The 11,857-nt window shown below is 72.0% G+C and carries 12 protein-coding genes; 3 read left to right on the top strand and 9 right to left on the bottom strand.

What is annotated here, in order from left to right:
* A partial coding sequence (locus tag VFO68_RS07535; protein WP_325157449.1) for an ATP phosphoribosyltransferase regulatory subunit occupies nucleotides 1–687 on the bottom strand: 687 nt, incomplete at its 3' end.
* Between the two features lie 123 nt (nucleotides 688–810).
* On the opposite strand from VFO68_RS07535, the gene VFO68_RS07530 reads away from it, so the two are divergent.
* On the top strand, nucleotides 811–1,008 hold the full coding sequence (locus VFO68_RS07530) for a hypothetical protein (RefSeq protein ID WP_325157448.1): 198 nt from the start codon (nucleotides 811–813) through the stop codon (nucleotides 1,006–1,008).
* Between the two features lie 6 nt (nucleotides 1,009–1,014).
* On the opposite strand, the gene VFO68_RS07525 is transcribed toward VFO68_RS07530, so the two are convergent.
* From VFO68_RS07525 to VFO68_RS07515, 3 genes are all read right to left on the bottom strand, one after another.
* On the bottom strand, nucleotides 1,015–1,365 hold the full coding sequence (locus tag VFO68_RS07525; protein ID WP_325157447.1) for a hypothetical protein: 351 nt from the start codon (nucleotides 1,363–1,365) through the stop codon (nucleotides 1,015–1,017).
* Between the two features lie 65 nt (nucleotides 1,366–1,430).
* Nucleotides 1,431–2,258: an endonuclease/exonuclease/phosphatase family protein gene (locus VFO68_RS07520; protein ID WP_325157446.1), complete on the bottom strand. Its 828-nt coding sequence runs from the start codon at nucleotides 2,256–2,258 to the stop codon at nucleotides 1,431–1,433.
* Nucleotides 2,259–2,311: 53 nt separating this feature from the next.
* Nucleotides 2,312–2,524 carry a hypothetical protein gene (locus tag VFO68_RS07515; protein WP_325157445.1) on the bottom strand — a complete coding sequence of 71 codons (213 nt, stop codon included), beginning with the start codon at nucleotides 2,522–2,524 and terminating at the stop codon, nucleotides 2,312–2,314.
* 79 nt (nucleotides 2,525–2,603) lie between these two features.
* On the opposite strand from VFO68_RS07515, the gene VFO68_RS07510 reads away from it, so the two are divergent.
* Nucleotides 2,604–3,290: a DUF6319 family protein gene (locus VFO68_RS07510; protein ID WP_325157444.1), complete on the top strand. Its 687-nt coding sequence runs from the start codon at nucleotides 2,604–2,606 to the stop codon at nucleotides 3,288–3,290.
* An 8-nt stretch (nucleotides 3,291–3,298) separates the two neighbouring features.
* Here the strand turns inward: VFO68_RS07510 and VFO68_RS07505 are convergent, their stop codons facing one another.
* Both VFO68_RS07505 and VFO68_RS07500 read right to left on the bottom strand, forming a co-directional pair.
* Nucleotides 3,299–7,204 carry an Ig-like domain-containing protein gene (locus VFO68_RS07505; RefSeq protein ID WP_325157443.1) on the bottom strand — a complete coding sequence of 1,302 codons (3,906 nt, stop codon included), beginning with the start codon at nucleotides 7,202–7,204 and terminating at the stop codon, nucleotides 3,299–3,301.
* A 395-nt stretch (nucleotides 7,205–7,599) separates the two neighbouring features.
* Nucleotides 7,600–9,147 (bottom strand): alpha/beta hydrolase, encoded by a 1,548-nt coding sequence (locus tag VFO68_RS07500; RefSeq protein ID WP_325157442.1) that lies wholly within the window; start codon nucleotides 9,145–9,147, stop codon nucleotides 7,600–7,602.
* An 80-nt stretch (nucleotides 9,148–9,227) separates the two neighbouring features.
* Between VFO68_RS07500 and VFO68_RS07495 the strand changes: the two genes are divergently transcribed.
* Nucleotides 9,228–10,310, top strand: coding sequence for an ATP-dependent DNA ligase (locus tag VFO68_RS07495; protein ID WP_325157441.1), 1,083 nt, complete (start codon nucleotides 9,228–9,230; stop codon nucleotides 10,308–10,310).
* On the opposite strand, the gene VFO68_RS07490 is transcribed toward VFO68_RS07495, so the two are convergent.
* The 3 genes from VFO68_RS07490 to VFO68_RS07480 form a co-directional block, all read right to left on the bottom strand.
* A complete protein-coding gene (locus VFO68_RS07490; protein ID WP_325157440.1) occupies nucleotides 10,264–11,028 on the bottom strand; it encodes a pyrimidine reductase family protein in 765 nt (254 codons plus the stop codon). The two genes, VFO68_RS07495 and VFO68_RS07490, sit on opposite strands and share 47 nt — an antisense overlap.
* A gap of 9 nt (nucleotides 11,029–11,037) precedes the next feature.
* The gene (locus VFO68_RS07485; protein WP_325157439.1) at nucleotides 11,038–11,205 is read right to left on the bottom strand and encodes a hypothetical protein; all 168 of its coding nucleotides are present in this window, start codon (nucleotides 11,203–11,205) and stop codon (nucleotides 11,038–11,040) included.
* A 78-nt stretch (nucleotides 11,206–11,283) separates the two neighbouring features.
* Nucleotides 11,284–11,857 (bottom strand): NAD-dependent epimerase/dehydratase family protein (locus VFO68_RS07480; RefSeq protein ID WP_325157438.1); only part of this gene is annotated, 574 nt, incomplete at its 5' end.

Genomic DNA, 11,857 nt, shown 5'->3' with positions numbered 1-11,857 from the left:
CAGCGTGTCGACCTGGGCCGACTCCATGCCCCGGCCGGCCAGCTCGGCCCGCACCCCGTCCCAGGCGTTCTTGTCCAGCTTGTCCAGGGTGATGAACAGTCCGTCCCAGGCCGGTTCGGGCAGCCCGACCTGGGCGGCGAGCGCGGAGAGGAACCGGCGGTCGGAGACCCGCACGGTGGTGCCGGACAGGCCGGTGGCGGCCAGCGCCTCGGTGGTGGCCTCGATCAGCTCGACCTCGGCGAGCACGCTCGGCTCGCCGAGCACGTCGATGTCGCACTGGTAGAACTGCCGGTAGCGGCCCTTCTGCGGGCGCTCCGCCCGCCACACCGGGCCGACCTGGAAGGAACGGAACGGGTCGGGCAGCGTGGCGCGGTTGTTGCCGTAGAACCGGGACAGCGGCACGGTCAGGTCGTAGCGCAGCCCCAGGTCCACCAGGTCGGTGACCGGGGTGTCGGCGGCGAGCCGCTCGTCGAGCCCGCGGCGCAGCACCCGGTAGATCAGCTTCTCGTTCTCGCCGCCCTGTCCGCCCTGCAGCCGCTCGATGTTCTCCAGGGCCGGCGTCTCGATGCGCTGGTAGCCGTAGCGGCGGTAGACCTCGGTGATGGTGGCCAGCACATGGTCGCGCACGGCAACGGTCGCCGGCAGCAGGTCACGGGTTCCCCGGGCGGGGGACAGGTCCACCTTCACCGCCCCAACTTACCCAACGTGGTCGACCGAGCCGTACCGGATTGGAGGTTGAGAAGCACTCATGAGCAGTTGCTTTCCGGCGATGGGCCGGGAACCATCGGGTAGTCGGGAGAGGAGGTCGCCGTGTCCCAGCAGTACGTGGTCCGCTTCGTCGGCGGCCCACTCGACGGCCGCGTGGACACCCTCGACCGCCTCCCCACCCAGCCCCTGGACACCGTCACGCACGTCCACCTCAACGACGGTCCCAAGATCGTCCACCACTACGACCTGCAGTACGCCGTCGAGTACGGCTGCGAATACCGGGTCCGATCCGCGGAGTGACCGGGGTCAGCGGAACTCGTGCACGACCTCGATCGGGCCGACCAGGTGGGCGTTGAACTCGTCGAGTTCCTCGGCGGGAACCCACAGCTCCAGGATGGTCCGGCCGCCGGCCTGCTGGACCGGGTAGCGCTGCAGGAAGTCCGATTCGACGCGGAAGCGGGTCACGTAGCCGACACCGTGGTGCGGGACGTTCCAGTCGCGGGCGATCTTGATCGCGTACTCCTCGTCGAGCACGGGGTAGAAGATCGGCTGCTCGGGCAGTCGCGGCGGCCAGGCGAGCCAGCCGGACCGCCGGACGAGCTCCAGCTCCTCCGGCCCGGTGGGGCGCCACAGCACGGTGCTCGGCGTCTCCTCCACCGCGACCTCCTCCGGCGACTCCCGGCATTGGATCGTACGGAGCGGTCGGATGGCACGCGATTTCCTCAGGGCCGCAGGGTGACGCGCACCGGGCGGTGGTCGGAGGCGTCGGAGGCCAGTACGGCGGGGTCGCGGGTGCGCAGGGTGGGCGACACGGTCACGTAGTCGATCCGCTTGGCTGGGGCGGCGGCGGGGTAGGTGAGGCCGGGGTCGGGGCCGGGCCAGGTGTCCCGCAGGCTGCCGAACAGCGGGGCGAGCTCCGGGGCGGTGGGCTCGGCGTTGAAGTCGCCGAGCAGAACCTGGCGGGCCCGGCGCCCGTCCTGGTCCAGGATCCGCAGGGTGTCGGCGACCTGGGCGGCGCGCACGGCCGGATCCGGGCGGAAGTCCAGGTGCGTCACGTAGACGTGCAGCGGGATGCCGCGGGCGAGCACGACGGCCTCGGCGAAGCCGGGCATCGGTTGCGGCACCGGGTCGGGATCCTGGGTGGACAGCCGGGTGATCGGGTGGTTTTCCGCGCGCAGGATGGGAAACCGGCTGAGTACGGCGACGCCGTACTGCCGGCGGGGCGCCCCCTCGGTCAGCGGCGGCAGGTCGTAGATCGGCGCGAAGAACGACCGCATGCCGAGCATCCGGGCCAGTTCGGTGGCCTGGTCGGCGAACTCGCTGCGGGCCGCCCAGTGCACGTCGACCTCCTGCAGGCCGGCGATGTCCGCGCCACTGTCCCGGATGACGGCCGCGGTGCGGGCCAGGTCGAGCCGGCCGTCCTCGCCGATCCCGGTGTGGATGTTGAAGGTCAGCGCCCGCACCGGCCGGAACGGCACGGCCGGCGCGGCGGGGGCGGCGGCCAGCAGCAGGCCGCAGGTCAGCAGGATCGGAAGCGAGCGCCAGGCCATCGGTCCCTCCGAATGGTGCTTTCTTACCATTTGCAGGACGAGATGGTGACACTCTAACGTTCGACGCCGTTCCCGGCACCCCCGAGGATCAGCAGGCACAACGGGCAGCGCGGCCCGTCCGGCGCGGCGCCGGCCAGGTCGGGCGGTGCGGCATGGGCGCAGGACGCCCGGTAGTGCTGGTGCAGCAGGGGGGTGTCCGGGACGACCGGAAACGCGTGCAGCACCCCGTCGTAACAACTGCGCCACCACAGGTATCGCGCGCTCATGGCGAACCCCTTGGTCTTGTCAGGGCACCAGGGCAAACTACGCCTCGAAGGGCTTGATCGGCGGTATACGGAGGAACCCATGGCGCAACTGGTCTCGTTGACGGACGAGGACGTCGCGCAGTTGCGCGGTGAGCTGACCGCCGGCCGGCCGCCGATGGTCTGGTTCACCAAGGCGGCGGTCGGGGTGCCGGCCGGCGGCTCGGCCAAGGTGGTCGCGTTCGGCGACGCCAGCGAGGGCGACTTCATCCAGGTGCGCCCCACCGGTTCCAAGGACGTGCTGTCGTTCTCGCCGTCCGAGCTGACCCGCACCCGCCCGCCGCGCCGCAAGGCGGCCCCCAAGCCCCCGGCCCGGGCGCCCAGGAGCGAACCGAAGCCGGCCTCCGAACCCGTGTTACCCAAGGCCGCGCCCGCCCGTCCCGCACCGCAGGCCCCGGACCAGCCGCCCGAGGTCCGGCCCACCGCCGCGAAGCCGGCCCCGCCGCGCCGCGCCGGCCGGGCCGCGCCGCCGGCCGAGGTGACCGTCACGCTGAGCTCCACGCCGGACGGCGACTGGCGGGTGGAGGTCGTGGTCGGCAAGAAGCGCACCGTCCGGGCCCTCCCGGTGCCGCCTGCCGACGTGGCCCGGGCCGCGCGGGCGCTGCCGCCCCAGGTGTCCGAGGCCGTCGACCGGGCGCTGGACGCCGCCCGGCGGGCGCAGCAGACCCGGGTCGCGACGCTGCAGGCGGAGCTGGAGGAGGCCCAGCGGGCCCTGACCGAGCTGGGCTGAGGCCAGGCCTACGTCCGCCGTCGCCGGGCCAGCACGCGCAGTCCGGCTCCCACGAGCATCGCGACCCCCGCGGCGCCGAGCAGCATCAGCCCGAACCCGGTGGCGGCGAGCGTTCCGGAATGGCCGCCACCGGTGGGGGCCGGCCCTGTGTCCGAGGCCGGCGGTGCGGCGCCGGCCGGCGGTGGCGTGGCCGCCGGCGGTGGCGTCGTGGCCGGCGGCGGGGTGGTGGTCGGTGGGAGGCCGCCACCGGTCAACGGGGGCGGCAGGACGGCGATGATCACGTCGGCGAGCCCGCACACGTTCGGGTTGCTCTCCGCGCACCGCCGGTAGGTGAACGAGTCGGTGCCCACGAAACCCGCGTTCGGCGTGTACACCAGCGGTGTCGCGTTGCCGAGGATGGACACGTTCCCGGAGCCCAGCGCGGTGATCCGCGCCAACCCGCCGCCCGTGACGGTGCCGTTGGCCGGCGGGGTGGTGACGACGGCCGGCGTGGCCACGCCGAAGTCGTTGTCCACCACGGGAATCGCGACCGGCTCCGCCCGCCTGGTGGTCGCGACGTCACTCTTCACCAGCGGTACGACCAGCACCGTGACCGGCGCCGAGGAACAGATCGGGGGATTCGCCGGGGTGCAGGCCGAATAGTTGAAGGAGTCGACACCGGCGAAGGGCCCGGCCGGGCTGTAGGTGAGCGTGCCGGCGGAGCCGATCACCACCGTGCCGTTCATCGGGCTGGTGCGGATCGTGACGGCGGTGTCCGGCCCGACGAGGTCGTTGGCCAGGACGTTCTTGGCGACCGGCCGCCCGGAGTTGGTGGCCGCGCCGTCCTCGACGGCGACCAGCAGGACGCCGACATGGACCTGCGCGCTGCCGCACACGACCGGGTCCACGGTCGAGCAGACCCGGTAGGTGAACGTGTCGCGACCGGCGAAGTTCGGGTCGGGGGTATAGCGGACGAAGGCGCTCACCTGCGCGACGCCGTGCGCGGGCGGCACGGTGACGGTGACCGGGCCGACGTCGCCGCGATCGTTGGCGCGCACCGGAATGTCGACCCAGGCGCCGACGTCGACCGTCGCCCCGTCCGGCAGGACAAGGGGGCTCACCGTGACCGGCACGTCGGTGCTCGTGCACGCCGGGGTCGCGTCGTCGTCGCAGACGGTGATCCGGAACTGGTCCCGGCCGGTGAACTCCCCCGTCGGCGTGTAGGTGACGACCCCGTTGCCGTCGATATCGGCGGATCCGTTGGCCGGGCCGCTGTCGACGGTGACGGTCAGGGTCTGACCGACGTCCGGGTCGTAGTACGTCAGCACGTCGCTGACCGGCCGGCCGGCGACGGTGGCGAGCTCGAGCGGCTGGATGACCGGGGGCCGGTTCGGTTGCGCGCCGACGCTGACGGCGACGGGGGCCTGCACGCACACGGTGGCGTCGGTGGCGGCGCACACCTGGTACTCGAAGACGTCCAGACCGGTGAAGCCCGCGTTCGGGGTGTAGGTGACCGTGCCGTCCGGCTGGACGGCGGCGGTGCCCGAGGCGGGTGGGAACGTCACGGTGGGGGCGCCGATGGTGCCAAGGTCGTTCGCGGTGACGTCGATCGCGACCGGGAGGTCCACGTCGGTCTGGGCCGTGTCCGCCCTGGCGATCGGGTTCACGGTCACCGAGACGGTGGCGTCGTCGCAGAGGGCCGCCCGGTTGGCCTCGCAGGCCTCGACCATGAAGGAGTCCTTGCCGGCGAAGCCGGAACTGGGCGTGTAGGTGAACGAACCGTTCGGGGCCACCACCGCGGTGCCGAACGCGGGCGGGGTCGCCAGCGTGACGTTGATCGGCTCGCCGATCTCCGGCTCGTAGACCGGCACGACCGCGGTGACGGCTTTGTCCACGACCGTGGTCACGGCGGTGTCGTCGGCGACCGGCGGCTCGTCCGGAGGGGTGTCCACGAACACCGTCACCGTGGAGTTTCCGCAGACGGACGGATCCGAGGGCGCGCAGGTGACGTAGTCGAACTCGTCGACGCCGATGAACCCGGCCGACGGTGTGTAGACGATCTCGGTGCCGTCCACGACCGCGGTCCCGGAGCTCGGCGGCTTCAGTACCGACGGTGCGGTGGTCTCGCCGAGGTCGTTGTGCAGCACATCGATCCGGACCGGCGCGTCGATCACGGTGTATGCCGTGTCCGACACGGCGAGCGGCGCGATGACGATGGTCACCGTGCCCTCGTCGCACAGCACCGGGCTGCCGTTGTCGCAGACGATCGCGGCGAAGTCGTCCAAGCCGGTGTAGCCGAACCGCGGCGTGTAGTAGAACACCCCGGACGGGCTGATCGTCACGAATCCGCTGCGCGGCGCCCGGCTCAGCGCGACCAGATGGCTCTGCTGGAGGTCCGGGTCGGTGAAGGCGACGCTGCCGGCCGTGGGGAACGCGGAGATGGTGCTGAACGTGCTGTCCTCGACCCCCGGCGCCGAGTTCGGCAGCGTTCCCGGCTGGATGACGGTGCTCAACTGCTGGGCGGAGGTCGAGCCGTTGTTGTTGGACGGGTTGGAGTCGGTGGTGGTCGCCGTCGCCGAGGCCTGGTTCAGCAGGGTTCCGCTGTCCGGCACCGTCCCGCTCACGGTGAACGTGGTGCTGGCACCCACGGCCAGGTCGGGCAGCGTCCATCGGACCAGCGGACCGGGTTCGATGGTGCCGCCGGGGGCATCCACCGCGGTCAGCTGCGGCGGGAGTGCGTCGGTGATGACCAGCCCGCTCGCCGGATCCGGCCCGTTGTTGTTGATGAGGACGGTGTAGGTGATGCGCTGACCCGCCGCGACCACGGCCGGGCCGCCCTTCGCCACGGTCACGTCGGCGACCGGCGCACCACTGCCCGGCACGCAGTCGCCCGGCAGGTCGGTGGTGTTCAGCGCCGTCACACTGCCCGCGACGACGTTGGCGACCGTGCCGGTCTGCACGTCGAAGACGGCTGGCGGGGTCGGCGGGGTCAGTTCGTCCACGACGACCGGCTCGGCGGAGCTCGCCCCGGCGAACAGGCCGGCGCTGCGGGTGAACCCGGTGAAGCGGTACCGGCCGAAACCGAAGACCGCGCCGTCGTTGTGCAGCTCCGTGGCGGCGGTCAACCCGTTCGGGGTCTGGGTGTACTTCCCGTACACCCGCAGGCTTCCGGTCGGGGCGTGCACGAAGCCGTTGTTGATGATGCTGCTGGTGCTGGTCACGATCACGTCGTCGTCGGCGGCGGTGATGACGCACGAGTTCGTCACCTCCGACCCGAAGGTGAACTCCACCGGTCCGTCGATGCTGGTGACCCGCCCGCTGTTGAACAGCGGGCCCTCGAGCTCGAGACCGCCGCGGGTCGTCATATCGCCGGAGTTGACCAGCGTGGCGCCGTTGCTGGTCTCGATTCCGCTGTCGATCGTGCCCGCGTTGGTGGTGAGCGACCCCGACAGCAGCAGCAGTTCGCCTCCGGTCAGCGTGGCGCCCGTGGCGACCTCGACCGACGAGGAGCCCACCAGTGTCGTCAGGTTGATCACCGCCGTGCCTTCGACGAAGAGTGCGAACCTGGGTCTGGACGTGAACGACGGGAACCTGGCCGACCCCTGCACGACCAGGCTTCCCGATGGTTGCCGGACGGCGGTCGGGTTGAGGTTGGCGTCCGCCGCGACGCAGAGCGTGCCTCCGTACTCGAGGGCGTCGACCGGCCCGGTGAACAGCCCCCCGGTCAGCCGCACGATGTCCCCCTCTTCCACTCTGATCGGCCGGTTCCCGCCGCCCGACTCGATGTCGGTGGGCGTCGCGCAGTCCGCCGGGTCGGCCGCGGCCCGCACCGGCGAAGCCGTCTCGTACACGCCCCCCACGACAGCCAGGAGCAGTCCTGCCCCCACGATCCCGCTCCATCGCCGCTTGGCCGCACCGGTGCTGTGTGCACTCATCGAAGACACCCGAAATCCAATTCGACGTAGCCGAAACCGACCCCCCGGTGCCCTCGCAATGAGTACGCAAATACAAAGAATTAATAACTAATCGTCGAAGTCTAACCGTGCTTCCGCCGCCCCCGCAACTCACCACCCGGCGAATCGCCACCACCTAATCGAGTTACACCGAGAAGCGTGATGTGCCGGCCGCATTTATTACTCTGCGATCCATGGTGCCGCCACGATCTGGCGTCGAGCCGCTGTCCGTGGCGGGAATGGTCTCGGCTGGTTGTCATTGTGACGACCGCTTCGCCGGCTCGGAAAACGTCGGCCGGCGATTATCCGTATTTGTCAAACCGGTGGTGGAAATCTGCGCGCAAATTCCGCGGGCGCGCTTGCGGAATTGTTTCGTGCTACGGCGGGCAGGCGGTGCCGTCGCGGGGCACCTTGGCGTCGGTGAGGAACGTCAGTGCCGCCTCCGTGGCGCACGAGGACTGGCCCAGCGCGCCGTGCCCGCCGCCCTGCCAGGACACCAGCGTGGCCGCCGCCAAGGCCCGGGCGGCCCGCTCGGTGCCGGCGAACGGGGTGACCGGGTCGCTCGCCGTGCCGATCACCACGATCGGCGGCGCGCCCTCGGCCGCCGACACGGTCACCGGCTTGCTGGCCACCGGCCACACCCCGCACAGGGACAGCCGCTGCGCCATCAGCGCGCCGAACATCGGATACCGGGTGTTCCACTCCTGGGCCGCCTTGGTCACCTGCGCCACGGTCAGCCGGGGCTTGGTGTCGTTGCAGCCGACCACCAGCTCACCGTCGAACGTCGGGGCCTGGTTCTCGGAGCCCGTCACGATCGGGTCCAGCAGGTTCGCCAGCCCCGCGCCGTCGCCGCGCCGGGCCGCGTCGATCGCGGCGGCCAGGGCCGGCCAGCCGGCCCGGTCCGCCAGCCCGACCAGCACCGCGCGCATGGCCACGCCCACTCCGACGTCGGCGCCCTCGGTCGAGATCGGGTCGGCGCGCAGCTGCGCGACCAGCGCCGGCAGCACACTCACCGGATCGGCGCCCAGCTCGCAGCCCCGGGCCTTGCAGTCGGCCGCGAACGCCTGCCAGGTCGCCTCCGCGCCGGCCGCGACGCCCTCGGTGGCGGAGATCAGGTCCTCGTTGGTGTCCGGCAGCCCGTCCAGCACCATCCGGCCCACCTTGTCGGGGTACCGGTCGGCGTAGCCGGTCAGCACCCGCGATCCCTCGCCGTGGCCGATCGCGTTGAGCCGGGGCAGGGCCAGCGCGCGGCGCACCGCCTCCAGGTCGGCCGTCGTGCGCCAGGTGTCCAGCGCCGGCATCCGGCCCTCGAGCTCGATCGAGCACTGCTGCCCGGCGGTCTTGGCCGGCTCGAACCAGGAGTCGACCTGGACCGCGGTCGGGTCCACGCCGACGATCCGGGACCGCACGGCGGCCGGCACGCAGTCCGGGGCCTCGGAGTTGCCCGTTCCCCGCCGGTCGACGCCGACCAGCGAGAACCGGGTGAAGAACGACTCGGGCAGGGTCGCGGCCAGGCGGGCGGCGAAGATCGTGCCGGGCTGACCGCCGACGTCGTTGAGCACCACGATCGGGATCGGACCGGCCCCGGCCCGCAGCAGCTGCAGCCGGACGGTGCCGCGGCCGGGCGCGTAGGGCGAGTCCAGCGTGCTGCTCACCTGGGTGCAGCCGACGGTGAGCCAGGCCGGCCGCGACTCGGGCAACCGGTTCAGCACGGTCGGCCGGCAGGTGCCCCAGCGCAGGGTCGACTGCCGGGGCTCGTCCAGCGGCGGAACCGGGACATCACTGGGCGGCACGGACTGCGACTGCGGCACCGCGTCGGGATCCCGTACCACGATCTCCGGCCGCTGCGACGGTCCAGCCGTGCACCCGCCCAGCGCGACCACGACGGCCGAGGCGACCACCACGAACATGCCCCGGCTTCTCATCGCCGCTGAGCCTTCCACTCCGCCGGTGAACTCCGAGTATGGCCCAACTTGACCAGAACACTGCGGGCAGAATGGGCCGCGTGCAGCTACCTGTGATGCCGCCCGTGGCGCCCATGCTGGCCAAACCGGTCGCCGAGATCCCACCCGGCCGGCTCTACGAGCCCAAATGGGACGGTTTCCGGTCGATCATCTTCCGGGACGGTGACGAGGTCGAGATCGGCAGCCGCAACGAGCGGCCGATGACCCGCTACTTCCCGGAACTGGTCACGGCGGTCAAGGAGAACCTGCCACTCCGGTGCGTCGTGGACGGCGAGATCATCGTCGCCGACGCCGAGCGCCGCGGCCTCGACTTCGAGGCCCTCCAGCAGCGCATCCACCCGGCCGCGTCCCGGGTGAACCTGCTCGCCGAGCGCACCCCCGCCGCGTTCGTCGCCTTCGACCTGCTCGCGCTGAACGACACCGACCTCATGGAGCGACCCTTCGCGGAGCGCAGGGCGGCGCTCGAGGAGGCGCTGGCGCCGGCCCGGCCGCCCATCCACGTCACCCCGGCGACCACCGACATCGACCTGGCCCGCCAGTGGTTCAACCTGTTCGAGGGCGCCGGGCTGGACGGCCTGATCGCCAAGCCGCTGGACGGCGTGTACGAGCCGGACCGCCGGGTGCTCGCCAAGATCAAGCACGAGCGCACCGCCGACTGCGTGGTGGCCGGCTACCGGGTGCACAAGTCCGGGCCCGGCCTGATCGGCTCGCTGCTGCTCGGCCTGTACGGCGAGGACGGCAAGCTGGCCTCGGTGGGGGTGGTCGGCGCCTTCCCGATGGCCCGCCGCAAGGAGCTGTTCGAGGAGCTGCAGCCGCTGGTCACCGACTTCAGCGAGCACCCGTGGGCCTGGGCCGAACAGCTCGAGGGCAACCGCACCCCGCGCAAGAACGAGGGCAGCCGGTGGAACGCCGGCAAGGACCTGTCGTTCGTGCCGCTGCGGCCCGAGCGGGTGCTCGAGGTCCGCTACGACTACATGGAGGGCCCGCGGTTCCGGCACACCACCCAGTTCGTCCGTTGGCGGCCGGACCGGGAGCCCGGTTCGTGCACCTATGACCAGCTCGAGCAGCCGGTCCGGTTCAACCTTGCCGACGTGCTGACCGGTGGCGTCGGTAGCGAAGCATGAGCTGACCGTCCTCGGTCAGCACCGAAGCCAGCTCCAGACCGAGCGGGGCCGGCGGCGGCAGCCCGACCGCCGTGCGCACCGCGTCCCCGCTGACCAGTAGCGGCGAGAGGGTCAGGCACAGCTGGTCCACCAGGTCCTCGGCGATCAGCTCGCCGAACAGGTGCGGGCCGCCCTCGCAGTTGATCCGCCGCAGTCCGCGCCCGGCCAGTTCGCCGAGCGCCACGGCCAGGTCGACGGTGTGGTCGCCGGCCACCACCACGTCGGCGCCGGCCGCGGTCAGGGCCTCGCGCCGCTGCGCGGGGGCGGCCGCGCAGGTCAGCACGATCGGCGCCACCACGGTGTCGGTGACCAGCGGCCAGTCGGGTTCGACCGAGCACCTGCGGGTGACGACGGCGATCGGCGGCACCTCCGAGCGGCCGAGCCGGGCGCGGCGCTCGGCCCGCACCTCGGTGCGCTTGACCCCCCGGTAACCCTCGCTCCGCGCGGTGCCGGCCCCGACCAGCACCACGTCGGCGAGGTCGCGGCCGAGCGCGAAGATCCGCTTGTCCGGCGGGCTGGACAGGCCCGCCGAGTGCCCCTCGACGCTGGCCGCGCCGTCCGCCGAGCTGACGAAGTTCACCTGCACCCACGGACCGTCCGGGTCCTGCGGGTAGTCGTAGAGCCGTTCCAGTGCGGCGTCGTCGAGGTCACCGGCCGGTTCGGGATGGAGCCTGCGCACCGTCGCGGGTCAGGAACGCCGGCGATGCTGGTCGAGCAGTGCCCAGACCGACACCTGCCGGCGGTTGCCGTCCTGCCGGCGCGAGCCGGTGGTGTCCGACGGGGAGGTCTCATCAGGGGTGCTGTTGGCGGACCGGAACTCCCACTGGATCTGGTCGTAGATCGGTGTGTCGGTCACCCGGCATCCTCCATCCGCTCAGCGCACTCCGGCACAGGCTACGCATCGTGCAAATCAACGATGGACACCCCTATCGGGTTATGCCCGCAGGCCGGCGAGACCGTCCGCAACCGTACGTACCGGGGAGTAACCGAGCTCGGCCCTCGCCTTCCCGATGTTGATCGTGCACTCCTGCCCGGCGGCCCACACCGCGAAGTGGTCCAGCGGCGGGGAGTCCTTGCGGCCCAGCAGCTTCCAGGTCCGCCCGGCGGCGCCGGCGAGCGCCTTGGCCAGGCCCAGCGGCACCGACCGGGTCGGCGCGGCGACTCCCCGGGTGGCCAGCAGCTCGGTGAGGAAGTCGCGGAACACCACCGGTTCGCCGTCGGTCACGAAGTACGCCTCGCCCGGCCTGCCCCGCTCCGCGGCCAGCACCAGCCCCTCGACGGTGTTGTCGATGTGGGTGGTGTCCGTGCGGTGGGTCCCGCCGCCGATCCAGGCGAACCTGCCGGCCTCGACCATCGCGACGAGCGCCGGCAGCACGCTGGTGTCCCCGGGTCCCCAGACGAACCTCGGCCGCACCACCACGGTCTCCAGGCCCTGCGCCGAGCGCACCAACTGCTCGGCGGCCGCCTTGGTGGCCGGGTACGGGGCCTTCGAGTCCGGCCGCAGCGGC

This window comes from Actinophytocola sp., assembly GCF_035712165.1.
GTDB lineage: Bacteria > Actinomycetota > Actinomycetes > Mycobacteriales > Pseudonocardiaceae > DASYTH01.
Note: the sequence above shows the minus strand (reverse complement) of the source record. Positions and strands in the feature narration are given on the sequence as shown.